This window comes from Amycolatopsis sp. cg5, assembly GCF_041346955.1.
In the GTDB taxonomy this organism is placed as follows: Bacteria; Actinomycetota; Actinomycetes; order Mycobacteriales; family Pseudonocardiaceae; genus Amycolatopsis.
In genome coordinates, this window is record NZ_CP166849.1 from 9,553,186 (window position 1) to 9,572,365 (window position 19,180).

Below are 19,180 nucleotides of genomic sequence, written 5' to 3' on the forward strand. Positions count from 1 at the left end.
TTGACCAATTTGTGACCTCCGGCACCGTAATCGTTCGGTTACACCACTCAGCTCTTGGTCACTCGGTTGGCGGCACGGTCGGACCGAAGTCCGATGACCGCTTGCCGACCGGTCACCGACCGCTGGGCGCCGCCGATCGCAGCCACTCCCGTTACCCGGCGACCGGGCCGTCTCGCACTGGTACTCAATTAACGTGCCCTTTTGCGTTCGGGGCGGACGAGCTTGAAGGAGGCGGACCAGTGGCGGCAACACCCGCATCTCAGAACACCGCGATCACCGGCGGTGCGAAGAGCAGCCGATCGCTGCCCAGTCGCGTGGTGCCGCCCATCGAGCTGCCCGCGCCCGTCGCGGAGCTGGCCCGCGGTGGCGCCGCCCAGCTCGGCTGGAACGGGGTCGTGCTGCCCGAGATGACGATGCTGGGCCGCAAGGTCACCGTCGTCGCCAGGCTCCGCACCGACGTGCACGCCGAGCGGATCGCCATGGGCATCGGCCCGGTGACCGACCGCGCGACCGTCGACACCTGGACCTGGCCGGAGCTCGCGGGCACCGCGCCCGGCTCCGCCGCCGAGATCATCGGCGTGCTGGCCGTCGGCAGGCACTGGCGCACCGCGATGGCCTCGGCCGTCCCGTTCGCCCGCTACGGCGAGGCCGCCATGGTCCTGCCGTCGCCGTCCACCCTCACCGAGGACTACGTGGCGAACTGCCTGCCGCGGGCACGCGCCTACGGTCTCGCCGTGATCACCGCCGACCCCAACGGCGTCATCGACTTCGACCTCGAAGGCCGTACCGAGCGCATGCTCCTGGCCGAGGACCCGGTTTCGCGCTGGGTCAACGAGATGGTCTACGCCGAACTCCTCGCGACCACGGAAGTGCCTGCCGACGTCGAGTGACCTAGGCTCGTGATCATGCGAGTCGTCATTGCCGGTGGACATGGTCAGATCGCGCTGCGGCTGGAGAAGCTGCTCGCCGCACGCGGAGACCAGGCGGTCGGGATCATCAGGAAACCCGAGCAGACGGGCGATCTCGAAGCGCTCGGCGCCGAGGCCGCCGTCCTCGATCTCGAGAAGTCCGATGTGGACACCGTGGCGGCTGTCCTTTCCGGCGCGGACGCGGCGATCTTCGCCGCCGGCGCCGGCGCGGGCAGCGGCAACGACCGCAAGGACACCGTCGACCGCGCCGCCGCGGCGTTGTTCGCCGAAGCCGCCGAGCGCGCCGGGGTCCGGCGCCACATCCAGGTCGGCTCCATGGGCGCCGACCGGTGGGAGACCATCGACGTCTCGGACGACTTCCGGCTCTACCTCAAGGCCAAGAAGGCCGCCGAGGACGACCTGCGTGCCCGCGATCTCGAATGGACGATCCTGCGGCCGGGCGCGCTGACCAACGAACCCGGCACCGGACTCGTCTACGTCGCCGAGTCCACCGGACGCGGCTCGATCCCACGCGACGACGTCGCCGCGTTCCTGGTCGCGCTGCTCGACAACCCGGGCACCGCGCGCAGCACGATCGAACTGATCTCCGGCGACACCCCGATCGCGGACTCGCTCTAGGCGATTGATCAGTCCTCAAGGACAGTTCTCGCCGGTCCACGGACAGACCAGGGGTTCGTAGTCCTGGCTCAGCTGAGCCTTGATGAACTGCGCATTGTCACCGAACTTGCCTCGTAGATAGCGGGCGCCGTTCAGGATCGAGACAGTCGAGGCTCCAGCCTGCCGAACTGAATGTGCAGCTGACTGAGCGTGTCCGCCTCGTACCCATGTGTCATCGATGACAAGCACGTGCGAGCCGTGTGGCACTGAAGTCATCGCGCGAAAATGGTCGGCCGAGAAACGGCGAGGAGCGGCGGTCTGGCGTGCGGCGAGTAGCGGTACCTCGATCAGCGGCCGCATGAACGGGGTGAGGATTGCGTGCAGTGGATGCTCGCCCGGTTTTGCCGGCAGTGACGGAACTGTTGTCCAATGTGTTATAGGTGTCCGAGATAGTTTGCTGGCGCATGCTGTGTGTAACGATATCCCCAAAAAATACAGCATGGCGACGCGGCTGCGAAGTTCGTCGACGTTGATCTCGCCTTTATAGTTGCGCATCACGTGATGCGACTGGCTATTTTCGATCGCGTACGTCAATGAGCCCACCTGGTCGGCCGTTCGCAGGTTTTGGGCGAGCGAATGTTCTTGGCATGGTATGCATCGGACATAGCCTTTGGTTACCGGTGTCGAGCACACGTGACAGGTAACCCCGCTTATGCGTACCGTGTTCCTGAAGTAACCCCCGGCGGCGGCTATGAGACGTTCGCGAACTACCTGGGCTGCTGTGGTCTGCCGGTCGTTCATGGTGTGACGGGTAGTAGGTCCAGCAGCTCGTTCACGGTATCCACTCGTTCTGTGGCTACCTTTCGCACAACGGCGATGACGTCTCGCAGTCCATCTGCTCGATAGACTCCAGGGCGGCCGCAAAGCTTCTGGGCCCATTCATTGCGTTCAACCACGATGTCAGTCAAAATTACCGGGCGGCCGTGTTCGACTGCCATGCGTGCTTGGTATCTGGTTCCGCTGTGCTCGCCTGCTTCGACGACGATGGTGGCGATCCCGTATCCGGACATCGTTGCGTTTCTCATGAGAAAATTGCTTTTCTGTGGAGGCGCGTCCGGCCAAAATTGAGAAAGTACCAGACCTTTTTCGGAGATCTGGCGTTGTAATGCTCTGTTGGAGGCGGGATATACCTTGTTGATGCCGGTGCCGATGACTGCGACCGTTCGCCCCTGCGCGTCCAGCGCTGCTTGGTGCACGGTCGCATCGATTCCGGCTGCCAAGCCCGAGACTGCCGCAAAACCTTCTGTGATCAGTGCTCGAGTGATCTCTCGAGCTACAGTCAGACCTCGATCAGAGGCATTGCGCGATCCAACGATCGACACTGCTGGATCTTCCGGGAGCAGCTTGCCTCGGCTGAACAAGACTGGTGGCGCCTGATGGATACCGCGGAGGCGGGTGGGATAGAGGTCGTCGAGGATTGAGAGCAGTGAAAGGCCGGCCTTCGACCAGGCCTCCACATCCCTGGCCGCCGCTTCCAATGGGCTCTCTTCGCCAGGCTGTTCGAAGAGACCTGCTGGGACCAGAGTCTCCCAGGTCTTGACTGCACTGCCGCTGCTCAGGACTTCCGCGGTGAGTTCAGCCCAAGTGTGACCTTCTGGTCGATTCTGAAGTAGCGCAACTAGCGCCACGTGCTCAGAAAGTTCCACGAGGTCCATGTCTCCACCCTATGTGTTCTGCCTCCTCGGGCATCGCATAGACACAGCATAGTCGAACATATGTGCGCCTTGGTGGCTAGCTGGCGGGCCCGAGAACCCGGTCGAGGTAGGCGTTCGAGAACACCCCGGCCGGGTCGACTTCCTTGCGTACCGCGAGGAAATCGTCGAACCGCGGGTAGAGCCTGCGGAAGTCGTCGGCGCCGAGCGTGTGCATCTTGCCCCAGTGCGGACGGCCGCCGACCTCGGCGACGATCGACTCGAAGCCCGCGAAGTACTCGCGGTAGGGCATGCCGACGAACTGGTGGATCGCGATGTAGGCCGAGTCGCGGCCGTACGCGGTGGACAGCCAGATGTCGTCGGCCTGCGCGACGCGGATCTCGACCGGGAACATCACCGGGTTCTCCAGCTTCGGCACCAGCGCGCGAAGTCCGGCCAGCACGTCGGGCAGCGTTTCGACCGGGACCGCGTACTCGGACTCGACGAACCGCACACTGCGCGCGGTCACGAAGACCTTGTGCGAGACGTCGCTGTACTCGCGGCCGGACAACACGTTCGACGAGAGCTTCCCGAGCGGGCGCACGAGTTTCGGCACCGCGCGGCCGAGACGGCACAGCGCGCCGAACGCGATGTTCTCGGTCAGCTCGTAGTCGATGTACTCCTTCATCCGGCTGAGCGGCTTCGTCGGCGCGCCGGCTGGCAGCCGGTTGTTGCGCTTGACCAGCGCGTTGTCGCCGTACGGGAACCAGTAGAACTCGAAGTGGTCGTTCGTGGCCGCGTCGCGCTCGAACCCGGCGAGCACGGTCTCCAACGGCTCCGGGCGCTCCTGCGCGGAAAGCGCGTACGCCGGTTCACACTGCAGAGTGACAGTGGAGATGACGCCGAGCGCGCCGAGGCCGAGCCGGGCGGCGGCGAACAACTCCGGCCGCTCGTCAGCCGAACAGGTGACGACCGAGCCGTCCGCCAGCACGAGTTCGAGTGCGGCGATCTGCGTGGTCATCCCGCCGAACTTCGCGCCGGTGCCGTGGGTGCCGGTGGACAACGCGCCCGCGATGGTCTGGTTGTCGATGTCGCCCATGTTGGTCAGGCCGAGGCCGAGCTTGTCGAGCTCGATGTTCAGGTTGTGCAGTGTGGTGCCCGACCGGACGGTGACCAGGTGTTTCGTGGTGTCGACGGCCTCGATACCGGTCCAGCCGGTGAGGTCGATCGCGTCGGAGTCGGCGGCCGCGATGGCGGTGAACGAGTGCCCGGAACCCCAGGCGCGCACGCGGCGGCCGTCGAGCGCGACGCTCGCGACGGCTTCGGCGATCTCGCCGGTGTCGCGCGGCTGATGCACCCGCTGCGGGGTCGCGGTCGCGGTACCTGCCCAGTTGGTCCACTGCGTCATGCGTCACCACCATAAGTGAAAGAGATTCGCGTTTCAAGGGTTTTTGTCGTACCGTGAGCAGCGTGAGCACTGCGACGAAGTACGACTTGGCGACGAAGGATCTCGACGCGCCGTTCGCCATTGTCGACCTCGACGCGTTCGACGCCAACGCGGACGACCTCGTACGGCGTGCCGCCGGCAAGCCGATCCGCGTCGCCAGCAAGTCCGTCCGCAGCCGCTTCCTGCTCGAGCGCGTGCTCGCGAAGCCCGGCTTCGAAGGCCTGATGGCGTACACGCTGGCCGAAGCGCTGTGGCACGTCGAGATGGGCACCACCAACGACATTCTGGTCGGTTACCCGACCGCGGACCACGCGGCGCTGCGCGCGCTGGCCGCGTCCGAGCGCGCCCGCGCGGCCATCACGATCATGGTCGACTCGCCGCAGCACCTCGACCTGGTCGACGCGGCACTCGGCTCCGACCACCCCGAGATCCGGGTCTGCCTGGAGCTCGACGTGTCGTGGCACCCCGTGCCAGGCGTGCACATCGGCTCGCGCCGCTCGCCGGTCTTCACCGCGCGCCAAGCCGCCGACCTGGCGCGCACCATCGTGGCGCGCAAGGGTTTCCGCCTCGTCGGCATGATGGGCTACGAAGGCCAGATCGCCGGTCTCGGTGACACCGCGGGCAGCGGCGCCAAGAACGCGATCGTCAGCTGGATCCAGCGCAAGTCCGCGGTGGAGCTGAGCAAGCGGCGCAGTGCGGCGGTCCGTGCGGTGCGCGCGATCGCCGACCTCGAGTTCGTCAACGGCGGCGGCACCGGCAGCATCGAGTCGACCGGCGCGGAAAGCGTTGTCACCGAAATCGCGGCGGGCTCCGGCCTGATCGGCCCGACCCTGTTCGACGGCTACTCCCGCTTCCAGCCCCGCCCCGCGGTGCTGTTCGCGCTTCCCGTGGTTCGCCGACCTGCCAAGAACATCGCGACCCTGTTCTCCGGCGGCTACATCGCCTCCGGCCCGACAGGCCCGTCCCGCCAGCCGGAGCCCTACCTGCCCGAAGGTCTCTCCCTGATCGGCATCGAAGGCGCGGGCGAAGTCCAGACCCCGGTCACCGGCAAGGCCGCACGCGCTCTCCGGATCGGCGACCGCGTCTGGATGCGCCACGCCAAGGCCGGCGAGCTGGCCGAGCGCTTCGACACCTACCACGTGATCATCGGCGACCGGGTCGACCGCACCATCCCCACCTACCGAGGCGAGCACAAGAACTTCGGCTGACCCGCCGAAAAAACCGCCCCAGTACTTACCCACCCCCCGCCCGTCCCTGGGGGCTCCGCCCTGCATCAGTCTATCGCCCCACCCCGACCAAGCCCGGCCGAAGCGGACATTTCGGCCGGGTTGTCCACAGTTGTGGACCCCTGTGGACAAAATCTGTGGACAGGTGCGTTTTCCCAGGTGAAAGGGGTGTTCCGCGCCGAGCCTCAGGCCTCGCCGAAGCGCTGCGCCAAGTAGCCCTTCACCAGGAACTTCGTCTCCGAGACGATGTGCTCGTCGCCCATCGGGTCGCGGCGGAAGGCGAGCTTGAGCAGTGCGTCCGCGACCTCGTTGGCGATGGTGATCGCGAACTTGAGGTCGTCGACGGGGGTGGCGAGGTTCGGGGAGAGCACGCCGACCAGCGAGTCGACGATGACCGTGTTGTTGTCCCGGCTCTCGTCGAGCAGCTGCGTGTCGACCACGTCGCCGAAGTGGACCTTCGAGAAGCCGGGGATCTCGCGGTGCATCCGCAGGTAGATGTCGAGGATCGAGTCGACGACGTCCCACCAGTGGCCAGCGTCGATCGAGTCGAGGCGTTCGGTGATCTGCTGGATGAAGCGTTCGAGATTGCGTTGGGTCAGCGCCTGCACGACGGCGCGTTTGTCGGGGAAGAACTGGTACAGCGAACCCACGGCAACGCCTGCGCGCTTCGCGATGAGCGTCGTCGTCAGTGCTTCGTAGCCGAGCTCGTCGATCAACTGGGCGCTCGCGTCGAGCATCTGCTCGACCCGCTTCGCGCTGCGCTGCTGGACAGGCTGACGGCGAAGGGGGGTGTCCGTCCCCTTCGCGGCCTGGATGTCGGGCACGTCGGCTCCTCCTCTGCTGATCAGCGACTTTATCGTGTCGGCAGGCTTCCCCACCGTCGAGTGAAGGCCTAGTATATGAGAAGTTTTCACGTTCCCGTGATGGAAGGTGTACCGCGAGTGGAAAATCTGAACTTTCCTTCCGAGTTTCTCTGGGGAGTGTCCACTTCGGCCTTCCAAATCGAGGGCGCGACTCGCGAGGGCGGTCGCGGACCGTCCATTTGGGACACGTTCACCGAGACCGAAGGCAAGATCGCACAGGGGGAGGACGCCAAGGTAGCGGCGGATCACTATCACCGCTACCCGGAGGACATCGCGTTGATGTCCGAACTCGGCGTCGGCGCCTACCGGATGTCCCTTGCGTGGCCGCGAATTCAGCCTGACGGCACAGGCGCGCCCAACAAGGAGGGGCTCGATTTCTACGATCGCCTCATCGACGCCGTCTGCGACGCGGGCATCGCGCCGACGGTCACGCTCTACCACTGGGACACCCCGCAGGCGCTCGAAGACACCGGCGGCTGGCTCAACAGGGACACCGCGGCGCGATTCGCGGAGTACGCCTCGATCGTCGGTGAGCGATTCGCCGATCGGGTGAAGATGTGGATTCCACTCAACGAACCGATGGTCATGTCGATTTATGGCTACGCGATCGGCGAGTACGCGCCAGGCCAGTTCCTCATGCTCGACGCGATTCCGACCGCACACCACCAGAATCTCGCGCACGGACTCGCCGTCCAGGCGTTGCGCGCCGCCGGCGCCACGAATATCGGCACCGCGAACAACCATTCGCCGATCTGGCCCGCCAACGACACCGACGAGGACGACAAGGCGGCCATCTGGCTGGACGCGCTGCTCAACCGCCTCTTCGCCGACCCCGTGCTGCTCGGCAGCTATCCCGAACAACTCCTCGATCACCTGCCCGAGAATTACGCCGCGGACCTTGAGACCATTCACCAGCCGCTCGACTTCTACGGCGTCAACTACTACGAGCCGCAGGGCGTCGCCGCGCCGGGCGAGGGAAACCCGCTGCCGTTCGAACTTCGCCCGATCGACGGATTTCCCATGACCACCAACGATTCCCCGATCGTCCCGCATGGGCTGCGTGAACTGCTGGTCTCTTTCCACAACCGTTACCAGGAGAATCTTCCGCCGATCCACATCACCGAAAACGGCTGCAGCTTCGCCGACACGGTCGCCGAGGACGGCGCCGTGCACGATCCCGAGCGCATCGACTTCCTCACCGGGCACCTCGGCGCGCTGCGCGAGGCGATGGACGCCGGCGTCGATGTCCGCGGCTACTTCGTCTGGTCGCTGCTGGACAACTTCGAGTGGTCCAAGGGCTACGCGCCACGTTTCGGCATCGTGCACGTCGACTACGAAACGCAGAAACGCACACCCAAGGATTCGTTCCGCTGGTACCAAAAGCTGATCAGCAATGACTGACGTCCAAACCCCCGAGGCGCTGGCCGAGCCGCAGACCAAGGTCCGCGGCGGCTGGATGACGTTGTTGGTGCTCGCGAACATCGCACTGTGGCTCGGGATCTACGCCCCGATCCAGGTGCTGCTCCCGAAGCAGGCCGAACTGCTCGACGCGGCGGACAAGGTCGCCATCTTCAGCATCGTCAGCGCGATCGGCGGCGTGGTCGCGCTGATCGCCAACCCGGCGATCGGCCTGCTCTCGGACCGCACCTGCTCCCGCTTCGGCCGCCGCCATCCGTGGACGGTCATCGGCGCGGGCGTCAGCGTGGTCGGGTTCGTGGTGCTGGCCATCGCGCCGAACGTCGTCGTGATGACGCTCGGCTGGTGTCTGGTGCAGGGCGGGCTGAACGGCATGCTCGCCGCGCTCATGTCCGCCTTACCCGATCGAGTACCGGTGCCGCAGCGCGCGATGGTCGGCGGACTGGTCGGGATCAGCCAGATGCTCGGCACCGTGCTCGGCGCGGTCGTCGTCGTGGTGGTGCTCGACATGGCTGGCGTGCCGACCGCTTATCTCGTCTGCGCGGTCATCGTCGTGCTCGGCGCGGCGGCATTCGTACTGCGCACGCCCGACGCGTCGTTGCCCGCCGAATTCCGGCCGCGCACCGACATCGGCGAAATCCTGCGCGGCCTGTTCACGCCGCTGAAGCACGCGGACTTCGCCTGGGCGTGGGGTTGCCACTTCATGATCAACCTCGGCAACGCGCTGGGCACGTTGTATCTGCTGTTCTTCCTCAAGGACGCCGTGCACTACGAGGATCCCGAGTCGGGACTGCTCGTCATGATGGGCCTCTACGCCGCCGCGTTGGTGGTCGGTGCGCTTGTCACGGGACATTTCTCCGACAAGTCCGGCAAGCGGAAGCCGTACGTCTACGCGTCTTCGGTCGTCATGGCGATCGCCGCGCTGATTCTCGTCTTCTGGCCGAACTGGACCGCGTCGCTGATCGCGTCACCGCTGCTCGGCGTCGGCTTCGGCATGTACATGTCGGTCGCGCTGGCGATTCTCACGCAGGTGCTGCCCGAGGCGAGGGACCGCGCGAAGGATCTCGGCATCATCAACATCGCGAACTCGCTGCCGCAGGTCGTCGCGACGACGGCGACGGTAGGGATTCTGTCGTTGCTCGGCGGCTATGCGGGGCTCTTCACCGCATCGGCCGTGGCGACGATTCTCGCGGCAGTGCTCATCACGCGAGTGAAATCAGTGAACTAGCTGGAAACCGCGGGCCCCGTGCCGGTCGGGGGAGGGGGAGTGCAACGGCACGGGACCCGCGGCGTTCGGGGCCGCATTTTTTTGGGGCGGGGTTACTACTTCAAGGGACCGAGGGAGGCTCGTCACGCTCGGGGGGTACGGACGAGCCTTCCTCGGTCAAAGGTGAGTTTCGGCGTCGGACACTGACGGGGGCATTCAGGTCCGCCGCGCTCACCGGCCTGGATTTACGGCGTGGCGGCGATAACGTGCCGCGACGGCGGGATCAGCGCGTGCCTGCCGGTCGTCTCCGCGGGGGTCGGGGAACTCCCTCGGTTCTGACTGGGCACGCTCTTCCGCCGTCCCTGGCGCCGCACGTCGTGCTGCGGAGCCAGGCCACCGGCGACCAGGTGTTCATGGGCGACCTGCCAGACAGAGCACGGTGCCTTGCACTTGTGCCAGCGGGTCGAACAGGTGGGGCAGTCGCCACGCTCGTCAGGCATGTGCGCCTGGAGCATGGCGCGCCAGCCTTCGGCGAGGCGAGGCAGTTCGGAGCGGGCTACCGAGACCAGCGAGTGGGCGTCGGCCCGCTGCGCGAGGTCGGAGAGCATGTCGAGGCGTTCCCATACGGCATCACGGAGAACCTGCCCAAGGACTTGATCCACTTGGAACTCACCGTCACCTTTCCGCCATCTTGGCGGCTTCGTTGAGCGCGGCTCTGAGCTGACCGAGCTGGCCAGTGGTCAGCCGCGCTGTCTCTCCCGGCGGTGAAACGAGAACCACCTGGTTGTCTTCGACGAAAACCGTCACGGCGCGTTCCCTGCTGATCAGGTCTCCACACTGCACTCGCCAGACCAGCTGGCCGCCTTCGTAGCGGCGCAGTCCTGCGGTGCGGGGGTCCACGACCGGTGCGGGGGCAGTGCGGGCCACCGTCATGGGGCGCACGGTGCGCGTGGCTGTTCCAGCGTGTGCTGGCATCGCGTCCACGAACTCCACGGGCTTCTCCGCTCTGTCGGCTGGCGCACCTTGCAATCGGCACTTCGGTTTTCGGTAGCTCTCCGTGATCGCGGGCCGTACCCGGGCGGTCACGGAGAACTGATGACTACATTGCGACCAAACCGGAGTCGATAGAAGGTCGAAACCGCGTCATAGCGGCGACTGGTCCGGGTTCCACGGTAAGCGGTCGGTGAAGTTCGCCCGGACCGATCAGTGACCGCTATCGGGGTTTAGCACGGTTGAATAGCTTTGCCTACGCTGAATGACAGACGCCCGATCGGACTGTGAGGGGGCGCAATGGACGCCACTGGCCAGCAGCTCATTCCCGCGGATGCCTGGGAGCACCCGGAGATGCGCGAGGCCTTGTCCAAACGCGCGATCAGCTCGGTGTACCGGCTGCTCCGCAAGCACGGTGTTTCGCAGCGCCAGATCGCCGCGATGACCGGCCAATCGCAGTCCGAGGTGTCCGAGATCCTCAAAGGTCGCCAGGTCATGGCCTACGACGTCCTCACGAGGATCTCGGACGGCCTGGGTGTCCCCCGTGGATACATGGGTCTCGCCTATGACGAGGCCACAGCGATACGGGTCGTCGGTGCTGCCGACGGCCAGCAGGCAGAGGAGGACGAGTCCGTGAAGCGACGGAGGTTCCTCGCGCATGCCGCACAGGTCACGATGGGTGCGGCGGTGTTCGGTCAGGACTCGGGAACGTGGACGGCGAATCCGGCACGCACGCCGGCGCCGGGTCGGATCGGCATGACGGATGTGCGGCAGGTCGAGGCCGCGACCAGGGCGCTACGCGCGTTGGACTACCAGTACGGCGGCGGTTTCTGCCGAGACGCCGTCGTCGCCCAGCTGTCTTGGGGACAGCAAATGCTCGAGTCGAACGGCACGGAGATCGTCAAGAACCGGCTGTTCGTCGCGCTCGCTGATCTGCACAGCCTCGCAGGCTGGACGTCTTTCGATACCGGGCTGATGGATTCCGCGCGTGGGCACTTCGCCAACGCGCTCGACCTGGCCAAACAGGGTGAGAACCACCCGCTGGTGGCCAACGTGCTCTACCGCATGGGCCGGGTCTACCTGCACCAGAACGCTGCGGATGACGCACTGAAGTTGTTCCAGCTCGGCCAGATCGCGGCTCAGGAATCCGGCTCTGAGCTCGCCGTCGCTGTGCTTTGCGCCAACGAGGCGTGGGCGTACGCGCTGATGGGCAATGAAACTCAGGCGACAAAACTGCTCAACAGGAGCAAGGACGAGTTCAGCCGTGCGGACGTCGACAAGGCCGAATCCTGGGTCAAGTTCTTCAACGAGACCGACGTCTACGCGATGATCGGCACCGTCCATACGGTATTGGCGCAGGAAGTGAGCGCCTCGCACACGAAGTTCGCCATTCCCGCGCTGACCAAGGCCGTCGAGTCCTACACCGACGACATGGCTCGCAGCAAGACCTTCATGCTGGGCGCGCTCGCCACGAATCACCTGCTCGACGGCGATATCGACCAGGGCGCTAGGGTCGGGGGCAAGGCGCTCGACTGCGCGGAGGGCATCAAGTCCGCGCGGGTGCGCGACCGCCTGAAGCCGCTGCAGGTCGAGGCCGAGCAGCGCCGGAACAATCCCGATGCCCGCGATCTCGCCGACCGGCTGCACGCGTTCTTCGCGGCCTGACCGACCCGTCTTGGACGGTCGCTTCACCAGCGAAAAACTTGAAGAAGTCCTGATCAGCGCCTGCGAGCTGCTCGGCTTCGACCCGCGGGGCGCGCGGCTTCTCCGGTTCACCAACAACGCCGTCTACGCGCTGGACGGCGCCGGTGTGGTGATCAGGATCGTCGGCTCGCGCGCGCTGCGGCACCGCGTCGGCAAGGTCGTGCGGGTCGCGGAGCACTTCGAACGCCACGGCGTGCCCGCCATTCGCCTGCTGCCCGGCGTCCACCAGCCCTTGTGGATCGCCGGGCACCTGCTCACGGTGTGGACGGAGGTGCCGGACACCGGCGCCGAGCCCACCGCCGCCGACCTCGCCCGGCTGCTCCGCCAGGTCCACGCGCTGCCCGCACCCGTCGATCTGCCCGACTGGGCGCCGCTCGACGCCGTCCGCGCCCGGGTTTCCGACGCCGAGGAGCTCGACGACGGTGACCGGCGGTTTCTGCTGCGCCGCTGCGCGGACGTCGAGGCCGAGCTGGCCGAACTGGACTTCGCGCTGCCCAAGGGGCTTGTCCACGGCGACGCTTACATCGGAAATGTCATCTGCGGGCCCGACGGCCCGGTGCTGTGCGATTTCGACTCGGCCTGCCTCGGCCCGCGTGAATGGGACCTGACGCCGATGGCCGTCGGCCGTGAGCGGTTCGGGGACTCCGAGGCGCGGTATCGCGAGTTCGCCGACGGCTACGGCTTCGACGTGACGTCCTGGCCGGGGTTTTCAGTGCTGCGAGCGGTCCGTGAGCTCAAGCTGACGACGTCGGTGCTGCCCATCCTGCGCAGCCATCCCGACGTGCGGGACGAATTGCGGAGAAGACTCGATGATCTGCGTGCCGGCCGCACCGATGTTCGTTGGAACCGGTACCGCTAAAAGGCCTAGGACAAGATTGTTCTCGGGCATTCGCCGAACCGTAATGACCGCTCGTCGTTTCTGGGGTGAACAGCGTATTTGAGTAGTCAATTCGGCCGAACTGATCACCCTGGACGGTCTAGTTGCAAACCCACATGCGCAAGTTGCAGCTACTCTCTGCCACCTTACCGGGTGACGATCATGCTTTCGCGTCTGGGGGTCACAAACCGGCGAGCCGATTTCGTAACGCATCGGCTTCAGGGCGGCCCAGCCCCACCAGGATGGGGAGCGCCTGGTCATAGAGCCGCTTGGCCTCGTCGACCTCGCCGGCGGTCTCCGCGACCTCGCCCAGTGCCTGCAGCGTCCTGGCCTCTTCGAACTTCGAACCGCGTGCCCGCATGACGGCCTGTGCGCGGCCGAGTTCCTCGCGGGCGACCGCGAACTCGCCGGTCAGCGCGAGCGCGCGGCCGAGCTCGATCCGCGCGCGGGCGTCGTTGTACTCGTCGCCCTGCTCGGTGAGCAGCGCGCTCGCCTCTCGTAGCCGGTCGATCGCCTCGGCAGGCCGCTCGGCCTTGTTCAGCGTCGCGCCGAGGTTGATCAGCGCGAGGCTGACGTCGTGCGCCCGCTCCTGGTCACGGCTCATCCGCAGGTTCTCGGTGAACGCCTCGAGCGCGTCCTCCAGTCGCTCCTTCGCGAGCGCGACCAGGCCGAGTCCTTCGACCGAGCGGATGGCGACCACGTGGTCGTCCGCCGCGGTCGCCGTCTCGTAGCCGGACCGGTAGTGCCCGACGGCGTCGTCGAACCGGCCGGTGCCGCGCGTCGCCGCGCCACTGCGGTTGTGCATCAGCGCTTCCGCCGAGTGGTTGCCCCACCGGCTGGCGCACTTCACGCCGAGCTGGCTGACCCGCAGGAAGTCCGGGTAGTGCTTGTGGAGCAGGAACAGCGGCCACATCGCGGCGGCCAGCTGCCAGCCCAGTTCGTACAGCTGCTGCTCGTAGGCGGTTTCGACGGCGGCGATGAGGTTCGCGCGCTCGAGTTCGAGCCAGGCGAGCGACTCGTCACGCGACTCGAACGTGACGCGGGTCTTCGGGCGGTACTCGTAGCGGTACTCGATCGGCTTCTGGTCGGCGACGGTCAGGTCGACCGTCGAACTCGCGGCGTAGAGATACCACTCGAGCATGCGACGAACGGCGATCTCGCGGTCGCGCTCGTTCTCGTGCCCGGCCGTCTTCTCCTTGGCGTGCAGCCTGGCGAGGTCGTGGAAGGTGAACCGCTCGCCGTCGCCGTGCACGTCGATCAGCAGGCCGTCGTCGACGAGCTGGTCGAGCAGGTCCTCGGCGGCTTCGGTGCTCTTGCCGATGGACGCGGCGGCGACCCCGACCCCGAAGTCCGGCCCGGGGTGCAGCCCCAGCGCCGCGTACAGCGCGGCCGCGTCCGGCGGTAGTGCGTCATAGGACAGGTTGAAGCTGGCTTGCACCGAAGTCGCCTCTTTCGTCAGCACCGCGAGTCGTCGATGTTCTAGTTGTAGCTCAGATGCGACTTTCGCGAGAGGCATGCGCGGCTTCGCGGCCAGTTTGGCGCTGATCGTCGACAGCGCGATCGGCAGCCCGCTGCACAGCCGGACGATCATCTGGGCGTGCTCGGTCTCGGAATTGAACCGGTTCTCGCCGATGGTCCGGCTCAGCAGTTCTTCGCCGTGCGCGGTGTTGAACGGGTCGAGCTGCACGAGGTTGACCAGGTGCTCGGCCTGCAGTGTCCCCAGCGTGCGCCGGGACGTGACGATCACCAGGCTGTCCGCGCTCGCCGGGATCAGCGGCCGCACCTGGTCGGTGGTGCGCGCGTTGTCGAGGAACACGAGCAACGGCTTGTCGGCTGTGACCGTGCGGTACAGGTTCGTCAGCTCGTCGGGATCACCCGGCAGCCCGTTCGGCGGCACGCCCAGCGCACGCAGGAACCGGCCGAGCACCTCGGACGTGGAGAGCGGACCGGTCGTGCTGTAGCCGCCGAGGTCCGCGTGCAGCTGGCCGTGCGGGAAGCGCCAGCTGACGCTGTGCCCCCAGCTCGTCGCCAGCGCGGTCTTGCCGATCCCGCCCTGCCCGCTGATCAGCTGGATGGCGGGGGTGGTCCGGTCACGCTCGATCAGCCTGTCGAGCAGCTTGGCCTCTTCGGCGCGATTGGTGAAGTGCGCGGGCACGAGCGGTAGTTGTCTCGGTCCCGACGTCGACGGCCTGACCGCGCCCGCCCCGGTGCGCGGCTGGGGCACTTCCACCTTGCGGTCTCCCGGAACCGGGCCACCCATCGACGCGCTCCTCCTCCACATGGGTTACCCCAGAGAACGCGCCGAGCATCCCGCGTGAAACGTCCGGTGGTAACCGGTTCCCGTCAAATGCGGCCGTTTGGAGTAAAGAGTCGGTACCGGTGCTTGATCCCGCTGACCACGGTGGTGGCGATGGCGAGTGCCGCGTAAGCCACGAGCCACCAGGTGAACTCGGGCGGCTGCCGATGGGTCGTCACCAGGTCGATCAGCACGAGCGGGGCGAAACCGCCGGGCAGCACCAGGAAGCTGTCCTCGATTCGAAGCATGGTGTCGGCGGAGGCCGACGCCGCGTCTTCGGCGATGACCGGCGCGCGCCAAATACCGACGAGGACCACTGCGGTGCACAGCGCGGCCCAGCCGAGCGCGCCCAGCCAGCTCCACGCGTAGGTCTGTGCCGGGGTGGTGAAGTACATGGCCGCGGCCAGCGCCGCGCCACCGCCGAAGGTGATGAGCAACGAGGCCAAATACCAGCCGCCCAGTTCCTGCGACCAGGACGGGCGGCGTGTGCCCACCGGCGCGGGCAACCTACGCAACGGGCGCTCCTGAGCGCGGATCGACAGCCATCCGCCGACCACTACCGCGCCGGTGACGAAGTAGACGGACTTGCTTTCGGTCATCTCGACGCCGCGCACGTTCGGCAGGTACTGCAGGCATGCGTAGGCGATACCCAGCAAGGCTCCGACCGCGGCCGCTCCGAACACCCAGCCGATCTTGCGGATTCGCCGGAAACCGAGCCGGACGGCGAGCAGCCTCGTCGGGACGCTCTGGTCACCGCGGCGCACGAGCCAGGCTCGCGCGGCCTCGAATTCCGCTCCGGTTATTTCCCTGATCACCGCATGCCTCCCCGATGTCGTCCACGCACTACACGCGGGCGGCGACGGGGAGGTTGCCTTGCGAGATCAGCTGATCGAAACCGGAGCCCTCGTCAGCACCACGGCGAACCCGAAGGCCAGTCCCATGATCGTCAGTTCGAGCGTCGCCCATGCCGCGAGCGCGGTCCGGTTGTGCCGGATGATCTGCGGCATCAGCCGCCAGCGCACATGCGCGCCGAGCAGCGCGATCGCGCCCGTGCACAGGAACTTCAAGATCACCAGCCGCCCGTACGGCGTGCTGAACAAGCCGTCCCAGAAGCTCAGCGTCGGGTTCAGGTAGATCTCGATCAGACCGTTGAACAACCCCGTGGCCGTCGACAGGATCAGGCACAGCGTCGCGAGTTTCGAGAACTTCGGCAGCGCGTGGGCGAGCAGCGTGCGGTTGCTCGCCAGCAGCACGGTCATCGCGCCGAGGCCGCCTGTCCAGGCGACGGCGCTCATCACGTGCAGTTCCATCGAGATCATCGTGTAGTCGTGGTAGTTCCAGTTCGCCGCGTGCCCGGTGACCGGCAATGGCAGCAGTGCGAACAAACCCAGCCCGACCCGTACCTCGGCAGGCACCTTTTCGCCGTGGCGCAACGACAAGATGCCGAGCCCGGCGTGCAGCAACGCGAGCACGGCGACGATCAGCAAAGCCTTGCCGGCGCCGAATTGGGCGATGTACGCGCCAACGTCGCTCATGCCAATCTTGGCCGAGCCCGGCCGGAATTCGGCCGTCTGCAACACCAACGCGACGAGTGCGGTCGCAGCCCAGACCAAAGCGGCGGCGACGGCGCCGGGACGCGCGTGGCGCATCACGGGCTCGCTCAGTTTCGGGCGGTCGTAGCCGACCAGCACCGACAGCAGGGACAACCCGATGGTCGTGACGGCCGCGATGTCGAGCAGCACCCGCACGATCGGGATGCCGACCGAGACCACCCCGCCTGCCTCCTGGACACCGGGGACCGGTGTCGTGGTGGTCAGCGCGACCCCGATGAGCGCGCCGATCAGCCCGGCCGTGACCACGCACAACAGCGTGGAATAGCGGACATTCGAGGTGGTCTCGGTCTTGGTCATGCCTTGGCGCCCGTTCGCAGCGCCACGGTCAGTCCGACGCCGAGCAGCACGACGGCGCCGGCGATCCACACCCAGATCGGCACCCCACCGTCCGAAGTGGACTCCGTGGTGGCCGCCTGCCCGGTGCCCTTGGCCGCGTCGGCGCTCGCCGGGGTGCCCGTGCCCGCCTTGGCGAGAGTGAAGGTGGACTCGCCGGTCACCGCGTGCCCGTCCGCGGACAGGATGCGGTAGCCGATCTTGTACTCGCCAGCCGGGCCGAGCGGCCGCAGCGGCACGGAGACGACGCTGCCGTCGACCTTGACCTGGCCCTCGGCCCATTGGCCGCCGCCCGGTCCGGTCACCGCGATCTGGTTGACGTCGGCGTTCTGCACGAACTGGTCGAACGTGAGCGTGATCTTCGCGGGCCCGGCGTCGACCGAAGAACCCTTGGCCGGGTCAGTGGAGATGAGCACATTGTGAGCCAGCGCCGGGGACGCCATCGCGAACATGGCGGCCCCGACGAGGGCTAGCGCGGTGAGCGCTTTACGCATCAGTTGGTTCCCTTGCCTGCTTTACGCGCGCGGATCGTCGCGCCCGCGCCGACGCCGAGGCCCAGCGCGCCGACGATCAGGCCGGCGCCGCCGAGCCAGCGGGCCGTGGTGTCACTGGCGGCCGCCGCTTCAGTGTGCTCCGAAGTGTCGGTCGACGTCGCGCCGCCGTGGTGGTCGCCACCGGCGGGCTTGTCGGCCAGCTTGACGGTCGGGGCTGGGTGCTCCGGTTCCTCGCCACCGGCGGGCGCCTTCTCGTTCCAGTTGACGACCTTGTTGCCCTCGTAGGTCTGGGTCGCCGGGAACTCGATCTCGTCGAGCTTCGGGAGCGCGCCGATGCTGATCTCGAACTCGGCGAACTCCGAGGTGCCCGCGGCGATCTTGTTGCCGGGCTCGGCGGTCCAGCTGACCTTGGTGACGACCTCGGTGACGTCGGCACCCGCCGCGTTCTTCACCGGTGCGGGCAGCTTGGACTTGGTGACCTGCGCGGTCCAGCCGGGGATCTTCGTGGTGCGGACGGTGCCGATCGCGTACTCCGGCTTGATCTCGATCTCGACCTTGGTGGTGCCGACCGCGGGGTCCTCGTTGGGCACGCGGAAGAAGATCGCGCCGTAACCGCCCTTGGTCGGCTGGGCGCCGTAGACGTTGGCGGTGACGTGGGCCGAGGCGATGCCGGTGCTCATGAGACCGAGCACGCCGACGGTGGCGGCCAGGAAACCGGCGCGCTTGAGAGACTTCTTGTAGGACACGAAATACTCCTGAACAGGGGTGTGCCAACGAATCGGAAGGATTCGTTGGTGGGTAAGGGAAAATGAAGGTTCAGGAGTAGACGGGCGGGCCGCGGCGCGTATTGAGACGGCGCAGCGTGACGCGCGTGAGATGCCCTTCGGCAGGCGGGAACGCCAGCGCGCGGGCGGGCGCGGCAGGCACGGGGACCGGCCGCCAGACGACGGGGAGCAGCAGCCGCAGCGCCGCCACCGCCGTGAGCAACAGGGTGTCGGCGTGCGCGAGCAGCAGCGCGGTGGCTAGCGTCGCGAGCGCGTGTGTCGCGACCATCGGGCCGCTCGGCAGCAGCCCGGAGCCGCCGCTGTGCAGCTCGGCGTGCGTGACCAGCGTGGTGAGCACGGTGTGCATCACGATCTGCCCGGCGCCGAGCACCGCCAGCGTGGCGAGCGCGCCGCGGCTCTTGGTCGCGAGCGCGGTGGCCGTCCAGCCGATCAGCGTGGTGAGCAGCAAGGTCAGCGCCGCGTCCGGCACGCCACCGTCCGCGATCGCGTGCGCGCTCACCGCGAGTGCCGCGGACGACACCGCGAGCAGGGCACCACGAACGAGGCGCAAGGCGCTCTGCTCGTTGGTCCGAATGCTCACCGACTCACTCTATGGGACGAACCAGGGCCGAAGCGACAGCTTCTCGCGTGGTGAGCACGACAGCGGTGGGTGCCTCACACGAATGGCATCTTGACAGTCATTGTCGCTGGTCAGGGGCTTGCGAAGCCGTCC

General features: G+C 66.9%; 19 protein-coding genes. 7 read left to right on the forward strand and 12 right to left on the reverse strand.

Features of this window, described 5'->3' with window-relative positions:
- The first annotated feature begins 239 nt into the window (after positions 1-239).
- Together AB5J62_RS43635 and AB5J62_RS43640 are read left to right on the forward strand one after the other, a co-directional pair.
- Positions 240-890, forward strand: coding sequence for a hypothetical protein (locus AB5J62_RS43635; RefSeq protein WP_370945918.1), 651 nt, complete (start codon positions 240-242; stop codon positions 888-890).
- Positions 891-905: 15 nt separating this feature from the next.
- Positions 906-1,547 (forward strand): NAD(P)H-binding protein, encoded by a 642-nt coding sequence (locus AB5J62_RS43640; RefSeq protein WP_370945919.1) that lies wholly within the window; start codon positions 906-908, stop codon positions 1,545-1,547.
- 15 nt (positions 1,548-1,562) lie between these two features.
- Here the strand turns inward: AB5J62_RS43640 and AB5J62_RS43645 are convergent, their stop codons facing one another.
- The 3 genes from AB5J62_RS43645 to AB5J62_RS43655 form a co-directional block, all read right to left on the reverse strand.
- Positions 1,563-2,120, reverse strand: a complete 558-nt coding sequence (locus AB5J62_RS43645; protein ID WP_370945920.1) for a hypothetical protein — start codon at positions 2,118-2,120, stop codon at positions 1,563-1,565.
- Between the two features lie 203 nt (positions 2,121-2,323).
- The gene (locus AB5J62_RS43650; RefSeq protein WP_370945921.1) at positions 2,324-3,241 is read right to left on the reverse strand and encodes a DNA-processing protein DprA; all 918 of its coding nucleotides are present in this window, start codon (positions 3,239-3,241) and stop codon (positions 2,324-2,326) included.
- Positions 3,242-3,317: 76 nt separating this feature from the next.
- Positions 3,318-4,625, reverse strand: a complete 1,308-nt coding sequence (locus tag AB5J62_RS43655) for a D-arabinono-1,4-lactone oxidase (RefSeq protein WP_370945922.1) — start codon at positions 4,623-4,625, stop codon at positions 3,318-3,320.
- Between the two features lie 62 nt (positions 4,626-4,687).
- On the opposite strand from AB5J62_RS43655, the gene AB5J62_RS43660 reads away from it, so the two are divergent.
- The gene (locus tag AB5J62_RS43660; protein WP_370945923.1) at positions 4,688-5,872 is read left to right on the forward strand and encodes an amino acid deaminase/aldolase; all 1,185 of its coding nucleotides are present in this window, start codon (positions 4,688-4,690) and stop codon (positions 5,870-5,872) included.
- Positions 5,873-6,075: 203 nt separating this feature from the next.
- On the opposite strand, the gene AB5J62_RS43665 is transcribed toward AB5J62_RS43660, so the two are convergent.
- Positions 6,076-6,714, reverse strand: a complete 639-nt coding sequence (locus AB5J62_RS43665; RefSeq protein ID WP_370945924.1) for a TetR family transcriptional regulator — start codon at positions 6,712-6,714, stop codon at positions 6,076-6,078.
- A gap of 117 nt (positions 6,715-6,831) precedes the next feature.
- Here AB5J62_RS43665 and AB5J62_RS43670 point away from each other — a divergent pair, with 117 nt between their 5' ends.
- Both AB5J62_RS43670 and AB5J62_RS43675 read left to right on the forward strand, forming a co-directional pair.
- Positions 6,832-8,154 carry a GH1 family beta-glucosidase gene (locus AB5J62_RS43670; RefSeq protein WP_370945925.1) on the forward strand — a complete coding sequence of 441 codons (1,323 nt, stop codon included), beginning with the start codon at positions 6,832-6,834 and terminating at the stop codon, positions 8,152-8,154.
- A complete protein-coding gene (locus AB5J62_RS43675) occupies positions 8,147-9,397 on the forward strand; it encodes an MFS transporter (RefSeq protein WP_370945926.1) in 1,251 nt (416 codons plus the stop codon). The genes AB5J62_RS43670 and AB5J62_RS43675 overlap by 8 nt, the downstream gene beginning before the upstream one ends.
- 224 nt (positions 9,398-9,621) lie before the next feature.
- Here the strand turns inward: AB5J62_RS43675 and AB5J62_RS43680 are convergent, their stop codons facing one another.
- Together AB5J62_RS43680 and AB5J62_RS43685 are read right to left on the reverse strand one after the other, a co-directional pair.
- Positions 9,622-10,038 (reverse strand): hypothetical protein, encoded by a 417-nt coding sequence (locus AB5J62_RS43680; protein ID WP_370945927.1) that lies wholly within the window; start codon positions 10,036-10,038, stop codon positions 9,622-9,624.
- 13 nt (positions 10,039-10,051) lie between these two features.
- Positions 10,052-10,369 (reverse strand): hypothetical protein, encoded by a 318-nt coding sequence (locus AB5J62_RS43685; RefSeq protein WP_091288935.1) that lies wholly within the window; start codon positions 10,367-10,369, stop codon positions 10,052-10,054.
- Between the two features lie 351 nt (positions 10,370-10,720).
- On the opposite strand from AB5J62_RS43685, the gene AB5J62_RS43690 reads away from it, so the two are divergent.
- On the forward strand, positions 10,721-12,031 hold the full coding sequence (locus AB5J62_RS43690) for a tetratricopeptide repeat protein (protein WP_370950490.1): 1,311 nt from the start codon (positions 10,721-10,723) through the stop codon (positions 12,029-12,031).
- 10 nt (positions 12,032-12,041) lie between these two features.
- Complete coding sequence (locus AB5J62_RS43695; protein WP_370945928.1) at positions 12,042-12,929, forward strand: phosphotransferase enzyme family protein; 888 nt, start codon at positions 12,042-12,044, stop codon at positions 12,927-12,929.
- 199 nt (positions 12,930-13,128) lie between these two features.
- Here the strand turns inward: AB5J62_RS43695 and AB5J62_RS43700 are convergent, their stop codons facing one another.
- The 6 genes from AB5J62_RS43700 to AB5J62_RS43725 all read right to left on the reverse strand — a co-directional run bounded on the left by AB5J62_RS43700 (position 13,129) and on the right by AB5J62_RS43725 (position 19,048).
- Positions 13,129-15,207 carry a tetratricopeptide repeat protein gene (locus AB5J62_RS43700; protein ID WP_370945929.1) on the reverse strand — a complete coding sequence of 693 codons (2,079 nt, stop codon included), beginning with the start codon at positions 15,205-15,207 and terminating at the stop codon, positions 13,129-13,131.
- A gap of 83 nt (positions 15,208-15,290) precedes the next feature.
- Positions 15,291-16,058: a hypothetical protein gene (locus tag AB5J62_RS43705; protein ID WP_370945930.1), complete on the reverse strand. Its 768-nt coding sequence runs from the start codon at positions 16,056-16,058 to the stop codon at positions 15,291-15,293.
- A gap of 66 nt (positions 16,059-16,124) precedes the next feature.
- Positions 16,125-17,153: a copper resistance D family protein gene (locus AB5J62_RS43710; protein WP_370945931.1), complete on the reverse strand. Its 1,029-nt coding sequence runs from the start codon at positions 17,151-17,153 to the stop codon at positions 16,125-16,127.
- Entirely contained in the window at positions 17,150-17,683 is a 534-nt protein-coding gene (locus AB5J62_RS43715; RefSeq protein ID WP_370945932.1) for a copper resistance protein CopC, read from the reverse strand. Before AB5J62_RS43715 ends, AB5J62_RS43710 begins: the two co-directional genes overlap by 4 nt.
- Positions 17,683-18,363 (reverse strand): YcnI family protein, encoded by a 681-nt coding sequence (locus tag AB5J62_RS43720; RefSeq protein WP_370950491.1) that lies wholly within the window; start codon positions 18,361-18,363, stop codon positions 17,683-17,685. The genes AB5J62_RS43715 and AB5J62_RS43720 overlap by 1 nt, the downstream gene beginning before the upstream one ends.
- Positions 18,364-18,499: 136 nt before the next feature.
- Positions 18,500-19,048: a hypothetical protein gene (locus AB5J62_RS43725; RefSeq protein WP_370945933.1), complete on the reverse strand. Its 549-nt coding sequence runs from the start codon at positions 19,046-19,048 to the stop codon at positions 18,500-18,502.
- Positions 19,049-19,180 lie beyond the last annotated feature (132 nt).